This window comes from Mesorhizobium sp. RCAM 05099 (assembly GCF_059683685.1).
In genome coordinates, this window is sequence record NZ_CM185035.1 from 853,776 (window position 1) to 872,631 (window position 18,856).

An 18,856-nucleotide genomic window follows, 5' to 3' on the forward strand; every position below is an offset into this window, starting at 1 on the left:
GTGACGGGGAGAAGGGGCTCGCCGCAACGGCGGCGCCCCTCTTGCAACGCTGGTGATTGGCGAAACCATCGATGAGAGCGCCCCTCTCCCCGTCGCTATACGGGGAGAGGATGCCGGCAGGCAGGTGAGGGGCAGCGCTAACCTGAAGCGATTGGCCTGCGGTTTGATCCCCGGCCTTTGACAATCGTGCGGCCAAATTTGACCATGTGGACAAAAGTTCGGCGTCGTTCCATAGTTCCTCGTCTGACATTTTCACGAACAGCCGGCTCGACACGGCTGTCGAACAGAGGGGAATGCAATGGAAAACCGGAAGAACAAATTCCAGATAAAACGCGAAGGGCTTTCGCGACGCAACGTGCTGGAGCTTGGCGCGCTTGGCTTGGCTGCCGCCATGCTGCCGGGCGCCGCCTTCGCCAAGGACAAGAAGCTGAAGGTGGCGGCGATCTTCGCCACGCCGATCGAAGAGCCGTGGGACAACCAGATCCATGTCGCCCTGCAGAAGGCCGAGAAGGAACTCGGCATCCAATACAAATGGTCGGAGAAGGTGCAGACCGCCGATTTCAGCCGCGTCATGCGCGAATATGCGCAAGGCGGCTATCAGCTGGTGCTGGGCGACGCCTTCGCCGCCGAGCGTGAATCGCGCCGCACCGCCAAGCAGTTCCCGAAAACCGCCTTCCTGTTCGGCTCGGGTGCTGGCCCGGCGGAACCGAATTTCGGCGTCTTCGACAACTGGATCCACGAGCCGGCCTATCTCTCCGGCATGATCGCCGGCAAGATGTCGAAGTCGGGCACGATCGGCGCCGTCGCGGCGATGGGCATTCCGGAAGTGAACCGGCTGGTCAACGCCTTCTTCGCCGGCGCCAAGGAGGTCAATCCGAACATCAAGAAGAAGGTCGCCTTCATCGGCTCGTTCTTCGATCCGCCGAAGGCCAAGGAAGCGGCGGTGGCCCAGATCTACGCCGGCGCCGACGTGATCTATGCCGAGCGTTTCGGCGTCATCGAAGCGGCGGCCGAGAAGAAGATCCTCGCCATCTCCAACATGTCCGACCAGTCGAGCCTCGGCCCCGACACGGTCATCACCGGCCCGGTCTGGGATATGTATCCGACGGTGGAACAGGCGATCAAGCTGGTCAAGGCCGGCGTGTTCACGGCGCAGGACTACGGCGATTTCTCGCGCATGGCCAAGGGCGGCTCCTATCTCGCACCCTACCACAAGTTCGACAAGACGCTGCCGGCAGACGTCAAGGATCTGGTCGAGAAGAAGAAGGCCGAAATCCTCGAAGGCAATTTCCGCGTCGACGTCGACGAGAACACGCCGGTTTCGGATTGAGTTCTTTACCCTCGCCCTTATGGGGGTGAGTGGCCGGTTCGCGGAGCGAATTCATCGTGCCAGTGGCACGATGAAAGGCCAGCGAACGCCGGGACGCCGCGAAGCAGCGGGGACCCGGCAGGGCTCGTCTGTTGTCAGCCTGGCCCTTCGCAGGCTCAGGGCGTTCGAAGCTCGAAAAGCCAGGCAATTGGCTTTTCGTCCGCTGCGCGGACCGCTTCTCACCCCCACAAGGGAGAGGGTGAACCCGCGCAAACGTGACCTCTCAACGGGAAAAACCCTTGCCCGCTCCACTCATCGAAATGCGCGGCATCACCAAGAGCTTCGGCGCCGTCAAGGCGAACGAGGCCGTTGATCTCAGCGTTGCACCGGGCGAGATCCTCGGGCTGCTGGGCGAGAACGGCGCTGGCAAGACGACGCTGATGAACGTGCTGTTCGGTGCCTATGCGCCGGACGCCGGCGAGATCCTCATCCAGGGCCAGCCGGTGCGGATCACCAGTTCGGCCGACGCGCTGGCCGCCGGCATCGGCATGGTGCATCAGCATTTTCACCTGGCACCTAGGTTGACGGTGCTGGAAAATCTGCTCATCGGCATTCCCGGCAAATCGGGACGAATCGATCGTGTGGGCGGTCTGGCCCGTCTCGCCGAAATCGGCCGCCAGCATGGGCTGACGCTCGATCCAGATCTTCCGGTCTCGGCACTGTCGGTCGGCGAGCAGCAGCGGCTCGAAATCGTCAAGGCGCTGTTTCGCGGCGCCAGACTGCTGATCCTCGACGAGCCGACGGCGGTGCTGGCACCAAGCGAGGTCGACGGGCTGTTTTCGGCATTGCGCTCGATGGCGGCGCAGGGGCTCGGCATCATCTTCATCTCGCACAAGCTCAACGAGGTGCGGGCGCTGACGCATCGCTGCACGGTGTTGCGGCTTGGCCGCGTCGCCGGCCGCGTCGACGACCCGGCCAACACGACATCGGCCGCAATGGCGCAACTGATGTGCGGCCACGAGATCGTGCCGCCGGCGAGGGGGCCATCATCGCCCGGCGCTGCGGTGCTGACGCTCGACGGCATTTCCACATCGCGGCATTCGGGCACGGCGCTGCGCGACGTATCGCTTGCCGTCCGCGCCGGCGAGATCCTCGGCATTGCCGGCGTGTCGGGCAATGGCCAGCGCGCGCTGGCGGAGGTCATCTCCGGCGTGCGTGCGCCTGATGCCGGCCAGATGACGATCGCCGGCCAAAACGTGTCGCGTTTCTCGCCGCGCGAGGTGCAGGCGCTTGGTCTCGGCCGCATTCCGGAAGACCGCATGACCACCGGTCTGGTCACCAACCTGCCGCTCGCCGATTCGATGGTGCTGCCGCGCATCGGCACCGCGGCGTTCAGCAGCAGAGGCCTGCTCAACCCGGATGCGATCCGCGCCTTCGCCGAGGTGCAGATCAAGGCCTATGATATCAGGTGTCCTGGGCCGATGACCCGTGCCGGCGCGCTGTCCGGCGGCAATCTGCAGAAGGCGCTGCTGGCGCGCGAGCTGGCCTTCGATCCGAAGGTGCTGATCGTCTCGCAGCCGACACGCGGCCTCGACATCGGTGCCGCCCGTTTCATCCACGAAAAATTCCTCGACATGCGGGCCAAGGGCTGCGGCATCATCGTCATTGGCGAGGATCTCGAAGAACTGCTGGTGCTCTGCGACCGCATCGCGGTGATGTATGAGGGCCGCATCGTCGGCACGCTCGACAGCGCCGATGCGACGATCGCGCGGCTTGGCCTGATGATGACCGGGGCGGAGGGCCATAGCTGATGTTCCGCCTGGAAGTCCGCACCTCGACGCCCGCCTGGTTCAACCTCGCGCTGCCGCTGCTGGCGATCGGCGCCACACTCGTGCTGTGCAGCGGCCTGATCGCGCTGGCCGGCGCCGGCGTCCTCGATGCCTATGGCGTGATGTTCACGGCCTCGCTCGGCGACACCTATGCGATCACCGAAACGATGGTGCGCGCCGCGCCGATGATCTTCACCGGGCTGGCGGTGGCCGTCGCCTTCCGGGCCAAATTCTGGAACATCGGCGCCGAGGGGCAGTTGCTGGCGGGCGCGGTGGCCAGTTGCTTTGTCGGCGCCATCCCGATGCCGGGGCCGCTGGCCATGGTCTTGATGGCGGTGGCGGGTGCCGCGGCCGGTGCGGCCGTTGCCCTCGTTCCCGCGACGCTGCGGGTGAAGTTCAAGGTCGACGATGTGGTGAGCTCGCTGTTGCTTAACTCGGTCATCTACTATGCGCTGATGGCGCTGATCGAGGGGCCGTGGAAGGATACGTTCAGCGGCTATCCGATCTCGCCGCCGATCGAGGATTCGGCCAATTTCCCGGTGCTGCTCGAAGGCACGCGGCTGCATCTCGGCGTGGTCGTGGCGCTGATCGCGGCACCTTTGATCTGGTTCCTGATCGTGCGCACCACGCTCGGCTTCAGGATCAGGGTCACTGGCGAAAACCCCGAAGCGGCGCGCTATGGCGGCATCAACGTCGAGCGGGTGTTGATCTCGACCGCGTTGCTGTCCGGCGCCCTGGCCGGACTGGCAGGGGTCGGCGAGGTTGGCGGCGTGCATTTCCAGGTGATGAGCGACATCTCGCCGGGCTACGGCTATTCGGGCATCGTCGTCGCCATGCTGGCGCGGCTCAATCCGCTCGGCGTGGTGCCGGCGGCGATCTTCCTTGCCGCCGTGATGACCGGCGCCGAGGCGATGTCGCGCGCGACCGGCGTGCCGGCCTTCCTCAGCGACGTCATCCAGGGCACCGCCTTGCTTGCCATGCTGGTGGCGCTGCTGTTCACCGCCTACCGCATCCGCCGCGTCGGAGCCGCCCAATGAGCGCGGTGTTCGAACAAATCTTCCAGGTTGGCTTCCTCGCCGCCATCATCCGTATCGCCACGCCGCTGGCGTTTGCGACGCTCGGCGAAATGTTCTCCGAGCGCGCCGGCGTGCTCAATCTCGGCATCGAGGGCATCATGCTGCTCTCGGCGATGACCGGCTTCACCGCCACCAGCCTGAGCGGCAGCCTGTGGTTCGGCGTGCTGGTGGCGGTGCTCACCGGCATGCTGATGGGCGCGCTGCATGCTCTGTTCACGGTGGCGCTCGGCCTCAGCCAGCATGTCTGCGGCATCGGCGTGACGCTGTTCTCATCGGGCCTCGCCTATTTCCTCTACCGGCTGATCTTCGGCCAGCAGTCGGTGCCGCCCAACATCAAGGGGTTCGAGACGCTGCCGGTTCCGGTTCTGTCCGATATTCCGGTGCTCGGGCAGGCGGTGTTCAACCAGTTCTCGCTGGTCTACATGGCGATCCTGGCCATTCCGCTCGCCGCTTTCGTGCTCTACCGCACGCCATGGGGCCTGTCGGTGCGTATGGTCGGCGAAAACCCGCGCGCCGCCGATTCCGCCGGCGTCAGCGTCATAGCCACGCGTTTCCAGGCGGTGATCCTGGGTGGCGCGCTGATGGGGCTGGCCGGCGCCTTCCTGTCGATGGCGCAGTTCAACGCCTTCACCTTCGGCGTCGTCTCCGGGCGCGGCTGGGTGGCGATCGCGCTGGTCGTGTTCGGCCGCTGGGATCCGTGGCGTTCGGCGGGCGCCGCCCTTCTGTTCGCCTTTGTCGATGCCCTGCAGCTGCGCATGCAGGCAAGCGGGCTCGGGCACATCCCCTACGAAGCGTTCCTGATGCTGCCCTTCATCTTCACCATCGTCGCCATGGCAGTGATGTCGCGCAACGCGGTGGCGCCATCGGCGCTGCTCAAGCCGTTTCGACGCGAGGAAAGGTAGACGAGTAGGACTTGGTGTCCTTTCCTCTCCCCCGATCGACGGGGGAGGAAGGGCGCGCCAAGCTGTCCTTGGGATGAAGAACCGGGACCGTGGGACGCCTCACATGGCCGTAAAACCATTATCCACGAACAGATGCGCGCCGTTGACAAAGCTGGCCTCGTCGCTGGCCAGGTAAAGCGCTGCCCTGGCCACCTCTTCCGGCTCGCCGATGCGGCCCTGCTGCGCGGCAAGCGCGGCGTCGGAGACATCGACGCCGAGCCTGCCAAGATCGGCGACCTCGCGCAGGCCGTGCGGCGTGCGGATGAAGCCGGGGCAGACGGCATTGCAGCGGATGTTGCGGTCGCGGAACTCGACGGCGATGGCGCGGGCGAACATGTGGCAGGCGCCCTTGGTGGTGTCGTAGAGCACTTCCATCGGCGTCGCCGCCACTGCCGAGATCGACGAGGTGCAGACGATCGAGCCGCCGCCCGCCGCAATCATGCCGGGCAGCACCGCGCGCGTCATCAGGAACATCGAGCGGACATTGACGGCATGCAGCCAGTCCCATTCCTGAACGGTGGTCTCCAGAAACGGTTTGATGACGATGGTGCCGGCATGGTTGAACAGCACGGTGACCGGGCCGAGTTTTTCCGTCGCGCCCTTTACGGCAGCCTCGACCTGCGCTTCGTCGGACACGTCGGCGACAAAATGCTCGGCAACATGGCCGCGCGCGCGGATCGCCGCCGCGGTGGCGGCGGCCGCCTCGCCGTTGCGGTCGATGATCGCCACCTTGGCGCCTTCCGCGGCAAACAGCTCCGAGGCCGCCCCGCCCATACCCGTCGCGCCACCCGAAATGATGGCGACCTTGCCGGCCAGTCTTGTGCCCATTTTCCCACTCCCCTGTCTGACGATTTTCGTTTGCTGGTTTGGCGATTCTATCGCGCGCGCACCGGGCGGCCAATGCACCAAGTGGGGGCAATGAGAACAAGGGTTCAGACCCATTCAGCCGCGCAGGGAGACCATGGAGATGCCATGTCGATCTGCGGCCAAGGTGAGCCTCTCAGCAAGCGGGAACTAATTTTAGGCGCTATGAGAGAAAAATATTCTGCCTTTGGCTCGAAAATAGCACTCGACAAAGTCTACAAGTTTTATAGATTAAGCGGCGAGACGGAGGTCGATATGTCCTATATCCAGAACGCTCAGACTGACAGCAACGGCCAGCGGCTGGCCAATGCCCAGACTTTTCGCCCGGCCTATGCCGGAGCTTTCGCCTATCTCGTCTTTGCCCTTGCGTTCGTGTTCACCGGGGCAGTTGTCCTGGGCCTTATTCCCTGAGTCGTCGGATCGACCAGGGCTAGCTGCCCACCGCTTCCAGTCAATCGGAGTTGAATGAACCGAATCCTCGGCGCGCTTTTGCGCGCCTAACGCGACGGAGGAGATGGCAATGCCGATCGAGTTCACGCATGTTCCCGGTAAAACACACCCTGCCGACACCACGGCTCCGTTCTTCTATGATTTCGCCGAGACCGCGACCAAGCTTGGCCTGATCGAGGACGGCGGCTTCCGCAAGATCGTCGTCGACGATTCGGCCGGGCTGCTGACCAACATGGATCTTGCCGCCCAGGTGCTCGATCGCACCTCGTCGCTCGAAGTCGTGCTCACCCACTGGGCGGGCGTGGTCGAACCGACGGTGGCGGCGCGCCAGCTGGCATCGATCGACAGGAAAAGCGGCGGACGTCTGGCGCTCAGGATGATCAGCGAGCCGTTGAGCGACGACGATGCCGAGACCCGGCCGGTCGGGCATACGGTCGTCTGGCAGCGCATCGACGAATATCTGGTGCTGCTGAAGCGGCTGTGGTCGAACGACCGCCCCTTCGACCACGAAGGCGCGTTCTACAGCATCAAGGGTGGCTATGTGCCCCGCAAGGGTCCTCACGGCGCCGACCTGACCATCCGCATGGGCGGGCAATCCGGAACGGCGGTCAAGGTGGCCGGCCGGCATGCCGATGTCTTTGAACTGGCGCCGGGCTCGATCGACGAGGTTCGGCAGTTGATGGAGCGGGTGCGTGGCGCCGCCGCCGAACACGGCCGGGCGAGCAGGCTGCGCTTTGCGCTTCCGGTCAGGATCCACCAGGGTGTTTCCACCACCGGCCACAAGGCGGTCGACGTTTCCGGCCCGCCGGCCCAGGTCGCCCTGTCGCTGCTTGCCTATGCCGGGCTCGGGATCGATGAATTCATGATTGCCGGTGTCGACACGCCGCGCGAGATCGCGACGGTCGGCCGGGAAACGATCGCGTTGTTGCGCAACTCCCTGGCGCGTCGCGAAACCGACGAATTCCAGCCCGGAGCGTTTGCTTCGCGCACGAGGCCGGAGACGCGTGCAGCGGGTTGACAGTGCCTTGGCGGCCCTTGAACTAGCCTGTCGCGTCGCTCAGCCGCGACAGGGCGTCGATGACGGCGGTGGAATCAGCCAGCGCGCCGAAGATGCCATCCTCGATCGTCACCATGTGAAGCGCGGCTTCGTGCGCCTGCCTGTCGCCACTGGCGCAGGCATCCGAGATCGTCAGGCACTGAAAATTGCGGTCGCAGGCCTCGCGCAGCGTGGTGTGGACGCAGACATCCGTCGTGCATCCTGAAAACAACAGATGCGTGATGCCTTGCGCGCGCAGGACAAGCTCGAGATCCGTATAAGTGAAGGCGCTGTTGCAGGTCTTGTCGACGATGATGTCCTGCGGCGCGACGTCGATCTCTGGAACGATCTGAAAACCCGGGCCGGAGCGCAGCAGGATTTCGGTGCCTTCGAGACCGGCGCGCTTGCGGCGCCATTTCTCGTAAGGCGTCATGTCGGCCATATCGGCCCTGTAGCCTTGCCTTGTGTGGATGATCGTCAGGCCGGCCCCGCGGGCGGCGGCGATCAGCCGGCTCACCGTCGGCAGGATCGCCCTTAGCGGCGACGGATCATAGCCTTGCCGGCGAAGTAGCCTGTCGTCGACAGGAAATCCTGCTGCAGGTCGATGACGATCAGCGCGGTGTTTTCCGCAACCAGCCTGCCGTCATAGGGGAAGTCGAAGGGCCTCGCCTTGATCATCCGTGGTTCTCTCCTCATCGATTGTGAGGTCCATCCTGACCGGCGAAGTTGCAGCCGTCCAGCCGGACGGCATCCTTGACACGAAGAAGCGAGATGCCGGGCGTCGGCCAGCTGGCGGGCAGACGCAACTGGCACGTCACGACGATTTGTTGACTGTTGAAGTCTTCTTAAATGTTGACTAGCAATGTCATGTTTTATAGTCAACCGGGCACTGGCTCGCCGAAGCCCCGGATCTGGAAATGCGGGCGGCAGGACTGGAGAGAAGCTGTTGTCGAGAAATGGTCTGCTGGCGGCGTTTGCCGCATCCGTGATCCTGTCGGCCGGCAGTGCGGCCGCCCAGGAGCAATCGGGCGCTGCCGCCCCGGCGATCGGGGCACCCACCGCACCGGCAGCTGCCCCGCCAGCAGCGGCGCCCGTGCAACAGCAGCCAGGCATCCAGCCGGTCGCCAGGTCGCCAGTCGAGGCCGGACCGTCGACGGCGATGGAATTGACCCTGCCGCATGATCTGTCGCCGTGGGGCATGTTCATGGCGGCCGATATCATCGTCAAGGCGGTGATGATCGGCCTGGCCTTCGCCTCCCTCGTCACCTGGACGATCTGGCTGGCCAAATCGTTGGAGATTTTCGGCGGCAAGCTGCGCATCCGTCGCGCCGTCCGGGCGATCGGCGATGCAGCGACGCTGAAGCAGGCCAGCCGAGCGCTCGACCGCAGCGGCGGCGCCGGCGCGCTTCTGGTGCGGGCGGCCGAGGAGGAAACCGCGCTTTCGGCCGGCGCGCTCGACCATGTCAGCGGTGACGGGCTGAAGGAACGGGTCACCTCGCGCCTGTCGCGCATCGAGGCGGCGGCGTCGCGGCGTATGTCGCGTGGCACGGGCGTGCTGGCGACTATTGGCTCGACCGCGCCCTTTGTCGGCCTGTTCGGTACCGTCTGGGGCATCATGAACGCGTTCATCGGCATATCGCAGGCGCAGACCACCAATCTCGCCGTGGTCGCTCCCGGTATCGCCGAAGCCTTGCTGGCTACGGCGATGGGCCTCGTCGCGGCGATACCGGCCGTCGTCATCTACAACGTCTTCGCGCGCTCCATAGCCGGCTACCGGCAGATCCTCGCCGACGCGTCGGCGGGCGTCGAACGGCTGGTCAGCCGCGATCTGGATTTCCGCGCCGTCGCGCCGGCGACGGCGGCGGCGGGATAATGGCAGCGCCGAAGCGGAGCAACGCCATGGCAGGCAGAATCCGACAGACCATGGACGACGATCTCGAGGAGAGCCACGAGATCAACGTCACTCCGTTCATCGACGTCATCCTGGTGCTGCTGATCATCTTCATGGTCGCCGCGCCGCTGGCGACGGTGGATGTCAATGTCGATCTGCCGGGCTCGACCGCAACGCCCGCGCCACGACCGGAGACGCCGCTGTTCCTGACGTTGAAGGAAGATCTGACGCTGGCGATCGGCAACGATGCCGTGCCACGCCCGGCTTTCGCCGCCACGCTGGACAGCAGGACCAAGGGCGACAAGCAGACGCGCATCTTCCTGCGCGCCGACAAGGCGGTCGGCTATGGCGACCTGATGCAAGTGATGAACCTGCTGCGCGGCGCCGGCTATCTGAAGATCGCGCTGGTCGGCCTGGAGACATCGCCCGCGGCCGATGCCCCGGCCGCCACGGGAGCGGCGTCGCCATGACGCCATCGGCTGCCTTGCCCACGGTGGAGCTTTCGCGTTTCGGTTGGCGCGATATTGGCTTGTGGGCGGGTGCGGCCTTGCTGGTCCTTGGAGCCCATGTCGCGGTTGCCTATGCGGTGCAGAGCTTCAGCCTGGTCGACGAAGCGGATGGCGGCCCACCACCAGCCCAGCTGATCGAGATGGCGCCGATGGCGGCAATGCCGGCCGTGGAAGAACAGATGGCCGCGCTGGACGCGGTGACGCCCGACCAGACCGAGCCGGAGCCGGCACAGCAAAAGCCGGTGGAACAGATGCAGCCGGTTGTCGAACAGTCGGAAGCGGTTCCGCCCGACGAGACCGAACCCGCCCAAACCGAAATGGCTGAACAGGCCGACCAGACGCCGCTGGAGGAGGTCGTCCCCGATATTGTCGAGACCGTCGCCCCCGAGGTGGTCATCCCGCTGCCGCAGGCGAAACCGGTCGAAGCGCCAAAGGAAAAGAAACCGGTTGAAGCCAAGGCGAAAAAGCCTGTCGAGAAGCCCAGGCCGCGGCCAAAAAAGGAGAAGGCGGCGCCGCCGAAGACGGCAACCGTCGCCAGTGCCGACGCAAGGCCGGCGGCCAAGACAGCCGCGCCGAAGTCGGCCGAAGCGGCTTCGCGATCGGGCGTGAACCCCGCCAGATGGAACTCCAGCCTGGCAGCCTGGATCAGACGGCACACGCGCTATCCGAGCGCGGCGAGGGCCCGACGCGTGGAGGGTGACGTGAGGGTCACATTCACGATCGATTCCTCCGGGCGCGTATTGTCCGCCCGGATGGTTGGTTCTTCCGGCGACCCCGATCTAGACCGTGCGGCGCTCGCCGTGCTCCAGGGCGCCACGGTGCCGGCCCCACCGGCGGAACTCGGTTCCCGCGTCAGCCGTACGGCGCCCTTCGTGTTCAGCCTGCGCAATTAGGGGCCAGAGCAGGATCCCGAGGGTCGGGTCGTCGGCACCGTTGATGTCCATGGTCCGCATCATGAAGTCAAAATGGGCATCAAAGGCGTCCTCCGCGCCCAGAAACTGTCGGCCTGGCAGGTATCGGTCATTGCCATCGAGATAAGTTGGCGGGCCGCGACCCGCGGGCATCCGGCGACTTCGGCCGCCCGGCGATGCGTGCGTTCCCCTGTCGCGGAGGGCCGAAAAACGATTGTTCCGCTGACGGTGGACGCCTTCGCGCCGAACCAGTCCCGACGGGTTCTTGATCCAAATCAAGCAGCTAACCGATCGGGACGATATCAGTCATGGCAAGTGACTTGCGATGTTCCGCCGATCCCCGGGATAATGTTGAATGCGCATCGCGATCCTGTCCGACATCCATGCCAATCGCGAGGCCTTCGACGCGGTGCTGGAGGCTGTCCACAAGCGTCACCCGGACCAACTGGTCTTGCTGGGTGATCTGGTGGGCTATGGGCCTGATCCCGTCCATGTGGTCGAGAAGGCCGCCGATCTGGTGGCCCAGGGGGCGCTTTGCGTTCTCGGTAATCACGATGAGGCGGTGGTTCTGAACCGGAGTGATATGACCGAAAATGCGCGGTTCGCCGTCCAGTGGACCCGCGAACGCCTCGCTCCGGCGCATTTCGATTTCCTGGCGCGATTGCCGCTTTCGCTGCAATCCGAAGACCGGCTGTATGTGCACGCCAGCGCGGAGCGGCCGGCAAAATGGCTTTACATACGCGACGTCGACGCAGCGGAACGCTGCCTGTCGTCAAGCGATGCCCGTTTCATTTTCTGCGGCCACACCCACGTTCCGGCCATCTACTACGCGCTGCCCGGCCGCCGGCCGATCCATTTCCGGCCGCTGGATAATGTGGCGGTGCCTTTGTCCGCGCTGGCACGGCATCTGGTGGTTGTCGGCGCGGTAGGCCAACCCCGCGATGGCAATCCGGCGGCGTGTTATGCTCTCGTCGACACGGAGCGGCACGAGGTCACGATGGTTCGTGTTCCCTATGATCACGAAGAGACGGCCCGCAAGATCCAGGCCGCCGGTCTGCCCGGGTGGCTTGGCATGCGTTTGAAGATCGGCCGCTGAGGAGGCGTATCCCATGCAACGGTTTGAGGCAGGGACAGTCATCGATGGTTTCGAGCTGGTCGAAAGGCTGCCCACCGGCGGCATGGCCTCGCTGTGGCGGGCGACCAACCCACGGTACGATTTCCCGCTGGTGCTGAAGATACCGTTTCTCGATCCGGGTGGGGATGTTTCCGTCATCCTCGGTTTCGAGGCGGAGGAGCTGATCCTGAAACGCCTCTCGGGACCGCATGTGCCGCGTTTCGCGGCATCCGGCAGTTTGGCGCAGGTCCCCTATATTGCCATGGAGTTCGTGGCCGGCACTGGCCTCGCCGACGTCGTGGGCAACGCGCCGCTGCATGGGGACGAGGTGGCAAGAATCGGAACCGAGATCGCGACAGCACTTGCCGCCCTGCACCGGCAGAAGGTCGTCCATCTCGATCTCAAGCCCGAGAACATCATCCTTGCCAAGCGCGGCGCGGTGCTGCTCGACTTCGGACTCGCCCGGCATTCAGAGCTTCCCGACCTTCTCGGCGCGGAAAGCTCGGTGCCGATGGGCACCGCCGCCTATATCTCGCCCGAACAGGTGCTCGGCGAGAGATCCGATCCCGCAAGTGACCTGTTCGCGCTGGGTGGTATTCTCTATCAGCTGGCTACGGGCGAAGAGCCGTTCGGGCGCCCGGCGACTTTCGCGGGGATGAAGCGCAGGCTCTACCATGCCCCCAGGCCGCCGCGAGACATCAACGAGGCCATTCCGCGGTGGCTGGAAGCCATCATCCTGAGATGCATGGAAGTGGACAGGTCTCGACGATACGTCGAGGCGGCACAGGTTCTGTCCGACCTGAGGAACCCCGACCAGGTGGTGGTTGTCAGACGCAAGCCCAAGGACGTGGGTGTATGGGCCGCGATCACGAAGCTGTTTCACAAGACGGACGACAGATCGCTTGTCGGCAAGCCGACCATGTCGAGGACACAGGCCGGACCGTCAATTGTCCTTGCCGCGGTCGATCTAACCAATGGCAGTGATGCGCTGGCAGGCGAAGTTCTCAACGAGACCGCTCGTGTGCTTGCATCGCGCGAGGATTCCTGGCTGGCCTGTGTAACGGTCCTGAAGACCGAGATCATCGGCGAGGCGCCGGCGGCCGACGAAACGGGTCGCTCGGAGTATCTGAGGCGGCTCGTCGCACTGAAGGACTGGGCCCGTCCGCTGCACCTGCCGGAAGACCGCATCAGCTACCATGTGCTCGAAGCGGTCAGCCCCGCCGATGCGATCCTCAACTACGCCGAGCACAATGACGTCGGACACATCGTCGTTGGAGCAAGGGCGTCCTCGGCAATTCGCCGTCACCTCGGCAGCGTCTCGACCAAAGTCGTGGCACAAGCCCTTTGCTCGGTCTCAGTGGTCCGCCTGAAGGCGGTCGAGGAACAGGGGCTGTACCGCAAAGGCCCCGAGCCTATAGCGACAGGGGAGCGGGAGAGCGCCGAACCAGATCAATGAACGCGGCGCCAAGGCAGCTAGGACGCCAAGAAATCAGGGCGAAATCGACAGACGCGCTCCTCGGGCTTGGTCTCACGTCAACCCGTTCGTCTCATGCGGAAGCGCGTCGGGACAAAACTTCCTCATCCAGCAGCTCTTGAAGTCTCACTTTCGGCACAGGCCTTGAGAGCAGAAAGCCTTGAAGCTGGTCGCAGCCGAGCTCGCGCAGATAATCGCATTGGCTCTCGGTCTCAACCCCTTCGGCGGTGGTGCTAAGGCCAGTAGCGCGCGCCAGGTCGATAATCGCCTGAACGATTGCCTCGTCGCCATTCGAGCGGCCGAAGCCATGCACGAAGCTCCGGTCGATCTTGATCCTGTCGACTTCCAGGGTCTGCAGGCGCCCCAATGACGAAAACCCGGTGCCAAAATCATCGAGAGCGAAGCGCACCCCGATGTGGCGCAGCGCCTCGATGTTGTGCTTGCATTCGGTCCGGCGCTCCAAAAGTGCGCTTTCTGTCACTTCCAATTCGAGGCGCCGCGGATCCATTTGCGCCTCCAACAAGATGCCGGTCACTTTCATTGCGAAAGCCGGATTGTTCAGTTGCAAGGCCGATACGTTCACGGCCAGGGTGTCGATCTTCCAATTGGCCGCATCGCGGCACGCCTGCCGCAGGACCAGTTCGCCCAACTGATCGATCAACCCCGTTTCCTCGGCCAATGGTATGAACAGGTCCGGGGGGACCCAGCCCCGATCCGCGTGGGACCAGCGGGCCAGGGCTTCGACGCCTATTATCTCCTTCGTGTCGGCCGTATAGAGCGGCTGGTAGTGGACCTGGATTGCGCCAGGCACTTCCAGCGCCTTGCGCAGCTCCTGCTCGAGGCCCTTGCGCATCGCCAGCGTCTGGTCCATCTCCGGCACGAAGAAGGCGTAGCTGCTGCGACCCGCAGCCTTGGCGTGGTAGAGCGCCGTGTCGGCTTTCCTCACCAGTTCGACCTGATCCAACCCATCCTTGGGCGCAAATGCGCATCCGACACTCAAGCCAATAAAGACTTGCATCCCTGAGACTTCGAACGGCCGGCGGGCGGACTCGATTAGCCGGTCGCACAAAGCCTTGACATCATCTTCCCCTCCGACCGAGCGTCGGATGATGATGAACTCGTCGCCGCCCAGGCGGGCGACGGTGTCCGCTTCCGTGGTTAGCCGCCTCAGCCGATCGGCGAACTCTCTGAGCAACTCATCGCCTGCCGGATGGCCAAAACTGTCATTCACCTGCTTGAATCGGTCGAGGTCGAGGTAAAGAATGGCGAGCTGTTCGCCCGTCGAGGGTAGACGCATCAGGGCATCGGCCAGTCGTTCGTTGAACTGGCCGCGATTGGGCAAGGCCGTGAGCAGATCATTGTGTGCGAGATGAAAAATCCGGTCCTCGGATTCTCTCAACTTCAAACTCCGCCTGCGAAAGGCGATCAGGCCCAGAATGACGCCACCCAAGACCAGCCCAAACAAAGTGATAAGAATAGGGGCCAGCTGGAAGAGCACAAAAGCTCCAGGGCGATATGGTTGCCACACAAAAAAACCGATAGTCGAACCAGACCTGCTATGGAGGGGATAAGACGTCTCGGCCGAGGATTGTAAATTTACCCAGGAGAATCGCGCACCATCCAGAAAATAGTCTTTTCTGAAGGAGGTGACGAGATTGCCATCGAGAAATCGGATCGCAACGTGCAGAAATTCCTCACCCTGTACCTGGGCGATGTTGCCGCTGTCGGACACGACCGGCTTTATGCTGACAATGGCAGGGTGGCCCGAGACGATGGCCAAGTCGGCAACCCCTATCGTGAGAACTTGCTCCGAGACGCCTTCGGTATCCCCCCGTTTGAGCCTTGCCCTGAGGTCCTCAACAAGGCGTCCGGTGGTTCCCTTTATGGAAGTGTAGCTGCCAGGGTCGGCCTTCGAACCGTCTATCGATGCGTAGACAGGCGCATCAGTTGGATCGAGAATGTAGATCTCGTCTTGACCGAAGTAGGTGTGCATCCAACTGCCTAGATTGATGTCGACCCACTTGTCGTCCCGTTTGCGCAGCGCCGTTACCGCGTCGTCCCAGACTGTAACGCTCTCCTGGTCGTGTGCGACTCCGCTTTCCAGCTTGGATACAATCAGGGCAACCAGGCTTTGCTGCCGCGATACGGCAACGCTGTCGGTCTGAATCGTGGACCATAGCAGAAGCCCCGTGGTTGCGATTGCGATGAGTAGCGTTAACCCAATGATGGGCATCGCCATTCGCAGCAGAAAGAGCCGAAGGGTGGGTTCGTTCGAATGTCGAGGCAGTTTCATGCGACATATCTAACCCTCAACGGCTTCCATACTCTTAACGTGACGGCGCGGAGAGCGCGATCTGAAGCACACGCCTCCGACGCCATTGACGTGGAGGTTCATTGGATAAGCGGTCGGATTTTTGGACGGGCCAAGCCGGCGCGCGCTGAGAATCGCGAAAGCGGCCAATGATGCCTAGCCTAACCCCGCCTCCGGTTCCCATATCGCAAAACGCGAGCGGCCCGTCTTTGGGAGGGCGGTTATGCGCGACCAAAAGCGACGCTCAGTAAATGGCGAGCCTTTTCAGGTGTTGGGATATTTCCGCTGGTGGAGCTGAGGAGGATCGAACTCCTGACCTCGTCATTGCGAACGACGCGCTCTCCCAGCTGAGCTACAGCCCCGTCCAGCGGATGGCGCATTTATCGGGCGCGGTGGTTTTCTGTCAAGGCGGCGTTTCGTGGAAATCTCCGGCGGCCCAACGCCAGGCTGGCGGGTGGCGGAAGGCGGCCCTTGCCGGTTTGGCGCGCAATGGCTACATGGTCGGCAACAATTGGAGACCGGCATGATCGCCCTCATTCAAACAATCGTCATGGCGCTTGACCTGTACTGGTGGGTCATCATCGCCTCGGCGATCTTTTCCTGGCTTTACGCCTTCAACGTCGTCAACTCGCGCAATCAGTTCGTCGGCAGCATCGGCAACATGCTCTACCGGCTGACCGAGCCGGCGTTGCGGCCGATCCGCCGTTTCATGCCGGACCTTGGCGGCATCGACATTTCGCCTATCATCCTGCTGTTGATCCTGTTCTTCCTCCGGCAGTTCCTGCTCACCACCGTGCTGTCGCTGGTCGTCTGAGGCCGGCGGGTTCATGAGCCAACCGTTTCGCTTGCGCGATGGCGGTGTCGACCTGTTCGTGCGGCTGACGCCGAAGGCCGCGCTGGACAGGCTCGAAGGCGTTGAAACCTCGTCGGACGGGCGGAGCCATCTGAAGGCCCGCGTCCGCGCCGTGCCGGAAAACGGCGCCGCCAATGCAGCGCTTCAAAAGTTGCTCGCCAAGGCACTTGGCGTGCCGGCGTCCGCGGTGTCGGTGGTCGCCGGCGGCACGAGCCGCCTGAAGACGCTTCGCATTTCAGGCGAGCCGCGAGCCCTGGCGGAGAGCATCGACGCACTCGTCGCGCGGTCCGGCAGCTAGTCCAACCGTCCTGACAGGCCCAGCCGGTGCTCAGTCGCCGAGCGGCAAGCGCGGATCGTCCACCTTCAACGTGTTCACGCTCTGCTTGATGCGGCGCAGATTCTCGAGGACCTTTGGTCCGCGCGTCTCGGCGACCGAGGTGACGAGCATGTCGACGATCGCCAAAAGGGCATAGCGCGACGATGTCGGCTTGTAGATGTTGCCGTCTTCCAAGGGCTGGAAATGGATCACCGTGTCGGCCGCCTTGGCAAGTGCGGAGTCCGGCGCCGTGATGGCGACGGTGGTGGCGCCATATTGCTGGGCGACCTGCACGGCATCGATGACCGAACGCGCATAGCCGGAAACCGAGAAGGCGACCAGCGTGGTGTCGGGCGTGGCGACGGCGGCGTACATGCGCTGCAATTGTCCGTCGATCTGCGCCACCACCGACATACCCAGCCTGAACAGCCGGTTCTGCATTTCGGTCGCCATCATCGACGAAATGCCGCCGGAGCCGATGCAAAGCACATTGCCGGAGACAGCGATCCGCGCGGCGACGCCGACCAGCGTCGTCATGTCGAGATTCTCGCTGGAGCGCTGGATGGCGGCGATCGCCGCTTCCGTGATGGCCGACGCGATGCGCTGCTCGCGCGCGTCGCGGCTCAATGGCTCCGGCGACAGATACTGGCCGCCGATGGCGATGGCCTGCGCCAGATAGAACTTGAAGTCGCGCAGGCCCTCGCAGCCGAGGTTGCGACAGAACCGCGTCACTGTCGGCTCGCTGACACCGACGCGCGCGGCAATTTCCGAGATCGCCGCCTTGGAGACGAAGTCGAGGTCGGCAAGCACGAAGCCGGCGAGCTTGCGGTCCGACTTCGTTCCGTCCTGCGACATCAGTTGCAGGCGGGTGATGATGTCGGCCGGCGTCTTCATGCTTGTGTTTTCATAGCGGCAGGCCTGTCGCCTTGTCGAACAGATGGACGTTGCCGGGATCGACGGTCACCGGCAGCAGGTCACCCGGCCTGACCGGTACCCTGTCGCGGAACACGGCGCGCACCGTATCGGCGCCAATGGCGCCATAGACATGGGTTTCGGAGCCGGTCGGCTCGACGACATCCACCTTGATCGCCATCGCATCGACAGCCTCGCCGATGATAAAGTGTTCGGGCCGGATGCCGGCTTCCACCGCACTGTCCGCCGGCACCGTCTTGCCGACAAGCGCAAGCCGCCCGCCGCCGGCCGATTCGAACCAGGTTTTCTCAGGCGTCGTCTTGAGGGCCCCGGAAACAAAACTCATCGACGGGGAGCCGAGGAAGCTGGCGACGAATTTGTTGGCCGGCCGGTCATAGAGTTCCAGCGGCGCCCCGACCTGCTGGATCCTGCCACGGTCCATCACCACGATGCGGTCGGCCATGGTCATGGCCTCGATCTGGTCGTGGGTGACATAGACGATCGTCGATTTCAGCCGCTGGTGCAGCGCCTTGATCTCGACGCGCATCTGCACGCGCAGTTGCGCGTCGAGGTTGGACAAAGGCTCGTCGAACAGGAACACCGACGGCTCGCGCACGATGGCGCGGCCCATGGCGACGCGCTGGCGCTGGCCACCGGACAGCTGGCGGGGGTAGCGGTCGAGATAGGAGAAGAGATTGAGGACGCCCGACGCCTTCTTGACCTTCTGGTCGATCGCGGCGCGGGCTTCGCCACGGATCTTCGGGCCAAAGCCGATATTGTCCGACGCTTTCAGGTGCGGGAACAGCGCATAGGACTGGAACACCATGGCGATGTTGCGCTGCTGCGGCGGCAGGTCGTTGGCGCGCACGCCGCCTATCAGCAGGTCGCCGGAGGTGATTGTCTCCAGGCCGGCCAGCATGCGCAGCAAGGTCGACTTGCCGCAGCCGGACGGCCCGACCAGAACGACGAACTCGCCACTCTTGATGTCGAGGCTGATGTTCTCGAGGATCTTGTGCTGCCCGAACGATTTCGACAGGTCGCGGAACTCGACGTCCGTCAT

The 18,856-nt window shown here is 63.9% G+C and carries 17 protein-coding genes, 1 tRNA gene and 1 pseudogene; 13 read left to right on the forward strand and 6 right to left on the reverse strand.

What is annotated here, in order from left to right:
* Positions 1 to 298: 298 nt before the first annotated feature.
* From AC56QQ_RS04195 to AC56QQ_RS04210, 4 genes are all read left to right on the forward strand, one after another.
* Positions 299 to 1,330 (forward strand): BMP family protein, encoded by a 1,032-nt coding sequence (locus AC56QQ_RS04195; protein WP_497125664.1) that lies wholly within the window; start codon positions 299 to 301, stop codon positions 1,328 to 1,330.
* 278 nt (positions 1,331 to 1,608) lie between these two features.
* Entirely contained in the window at positions 1,609 to 3,120 is a 1,512-nt protein-coding gene (locus AC56QQ_RS04200) for an ABC transporter ATP-binding protein (protein ID WP_497125665.1), read from the forward strand.
* On the forward strand, positions 3,120 to 4,175 hold the full coding sequence (locus AC56QQ_RS04205) for an ABC transporter permease (protein WP_497125666.1): 1,056 nt from the start codon (positions 3,120 to 3,122) through the stop codon (positions 4,173 to 4,175). The genes AC56QQ_RS04200 and AC56QQ_RS04205 overlap by 1 nt, the downstream gene beginning before the upstream one ends.
* Positions 4,172 to 5,116, forward strand: a complete 945-nt coding sequence (locus AC56QQ_RS04210; protein ID WP_497125668.1) for an ABC transporter permease — start codon at positions 4,172 to 4,174, stop codon at positions 5,114 to 5,116. The genes AC56QQ_RS04205 and AC56QQ_RS04210 overlap by 4 nt, the downstream gene beginning before the upstream one ends.
* Positions 5,117 to 5,215: 99 nt before the next feature.
* On the opposite strand, the gene AC56QQ_RS04215 is transcribed toward AC56QQ_RS04210, so the two are convergent.
* Positions 5,216 to 5,983 (reverse strand): SDR family NAD(P)-dependent oxidoreductase, encoded by a 768-nt coding sequence (locus AC56QQ_RS04215; protein WP_497125669.1) that lies wholly within the window; start codon positions 5,981 to 5,983, stop codon positions 5,216 to 5,218.
* A gap of 144 nt (positions 5,984 to 6,127) precedes the next feature.
* Here AC56QQ_RS04215 and AC56QQ_RS04220 point away from each other — a divergent pair, with 144 nt between their 5' ends.
* Both AC56QQ_RS04220 and AC56QQ_RS04225 read left to right on the forward strand, forming a co-directional pair.
* A complete protein-coding gene (locus AC56QQ_RS04220; RefSeq protein ID WP_497125671.1) occupies positions 6,128 to 6,430 on the forward strand; it encodes a hypothetical protein in 303 nt (100 codons plus the stop codon).
* 109 nt (positions 6,431 to 6,539) lie between these two features.
* The gene (locus AC56QQ_RS04225) at positions 6,540 to 7,487 is read left to right on the forward strand and encodes an LLM class flavin-dependent oxidoreductase (RefSeq protein WP_497125673.1); all 948 of its coding nucleotides are present in this window, start codon (positions 6,540 to 6,542) and stop codon (positions 7,485 to 7,487) included.
* Between the two features lie 22 nt (positions 7,488 to 7,509).
* Here AC56QQ_RS04225 and AC56QQ_RS04230 read toward each other — a convergent pair.
* Positions 7,510 to 8,183: pseudogene (locus tag AC56QQ_RS04230) on the reverse strand (cysteine hydrolase family protein).
* A gap of 268 nt (positions 8,184 to 8,451) precedes the next feature.
* Here AC56QQ_RS04230 and exbB point away from each other — a divergent pair.
* The 5 genes from exbB (at position 8,452) to AC56QQ_RS04255 (ending at position 13,386) form a co-directional block, all read left to right on the forward strand.
* Positions 8,452 to 9,378: a tonB-system energizer ExbB gene (exbB, locus tag AC56QQ_RS04235; protein WP_497125675.1), complete on the forward strand. Its 927-nt coding sequence runs from the start codon at positions 8,452 to 8,454 to the stop codon at positions 9,376 to 9,378.
* Positions 9,379 to 9,404: 26 nt separating this feature from the next.
* Positions 9,405 to 9,866, forward strand: a complete 462-nt coding sequence (exbD, locus tag AC56QQ_RS04240; RefSeq protein ID WP_497125677.1) for a TonB system transport protein ExbD — start codon at positions 9,405 to 9,407, stop codon at positions 9,864 to 9,866.
* Positions 9,863 to 10,798 carry a TonB family protein gene (locus AC56QQ_RS04245; RefSeq protein WP_497125679.1) on the forward strand — a complete coding sequence of 312 codons (936 nt, stop codon included), beginning with the start codon at positions 9,863 to 9,865 and terminating at the stop codon, positions 10,796 to 10,798. Before exbD ends, AC56QQ_RS04245 begins: the two co-directional genes overlap by 4 nt.
* Positions 10,799 to 11,171: 373 nt before the next feature.
* The gene (locus tag AC56QQ_RS04250) at positions 11,172 to 11,912 is read left to right on the forward strand and encodes a metallophosphoesterase family protein (protein WP_497125682.1); all 741 of its coding nucleotides are present in this window, start codon (positions 11,172 to 11,174) and stop codon (positions 11,910 to 11,912) included.
* Positions 11,913 to 11,925: 13 nt separating this feature from the next.
* Positions 11,926 to 13,386 carry a protein kinase domain-containing protein gene (locus tag AC56QQ_RS04255; RefSeq protein WP_497125684.1) on the forward strand — a complete coding sequence of 487 codons (1,461 nt, stop codon included), beginning with the start codon at positions 11,926 to 11,928 and terminating at the stop codon, positions 13,384 to 13,386.
* 91 nt (positions 13,387 to 13,477) lie between these two features.
* Here the strand turns inward: AC56QQ_RS04255 and AC56QQ_RS04260 are convergent, their stop codons facing one another.
* Both AC56QQ_RS04260 and AC56QQ_RS04265 read right to left on the reverse strand, forming a co-directional pair.
* Positions 13,478 to 15,697 (reverse strand): putative bifunctional diguanylate cyclase/phosphodiesterase, encoded by a 2,220-nt coding sequence (locus tag AC56QQ_RS04260; RefSeq protein ID WP_497125687.1) that lies wholly within the window; start codon positions 15,695 to 15,697, stop codon positions 13,478 to 13,480.
* Between the two features lie 304 nt (positions 15,698 to 16,001).
* A tRNA-Ala gene (locus AC56QQ_RS04265) sits at positions 16,002 to 16,077 on the reverse strand.
* A gap of 161 nt (positions 16,078 to 16,238) precedes the next feature.
* On the opposite strand from AC56QQ_RS04265, the gene AC56QQ_RS04270 reads away from it, so the two are divergent.
* Positions 16,239 to 16,529 (forward strand): YggT family protein, encoded by a 291-nt coding sequence (locus AC56QQ_RS04270; protein WP_091576245.1) that lies wholly within the window; start codon positions 16,239 to 16,241, stop codon positions 16,527 to 16,529.
* A 13-nt stretch (positions 16,530 to 16,542) separates the two neighbouring features.
* Positions 16,543 to 16,866 carry a DUF167 family protein gene (locus AC56QQ_RS04275; RefSeq protein ID WP_497125689.1) on the forward strand — a complete coding sequence of 108 codons (324 nt, stop codon included), beginning with the start codon at positions 16,543 to 16,545 and terminating at the stop codon, positions 16,864 to 16,866.
* A gap of 30 nt (positions 16,867 to 16,896) precedes the next feature.
* Here AC56QQ_RS04275 and AC56QQ_RS04280 read toward each other — a convergent pair whose 3' ends face one another.
* Together AC56QQ_RS04280 and AC56QQ_RS04285 are read right to left on the reverse strand one after the other, a co-directional pair.
* Positions 16,897 to 17,778, reverse strand: coding sequence for a MurR/RpiR family transcriptional regulator (locus tag AC56QQ_RS04280; RefSeq protein WP_091576109.1), 882 nt, complete (start codon positions 17,776 to 17,778; stop codon positions 16,897 to 16,899).
* 10 nt (positions 17,779 to 17,788) lie between these two features.
* Positions 17,789 to 18,856 carry an ABC transporter ATP-binding protein gene (locus AC56QQ_RS04285; RefSeq protein WP_497125691.1) on the reverse strand — a complete coding sequence of 356 codons (1,068 nt, stop codon included), beginning with the start codon at positions 18,854 to 18,856 and terminating at the stop codon, positions 17,789 to 17,791.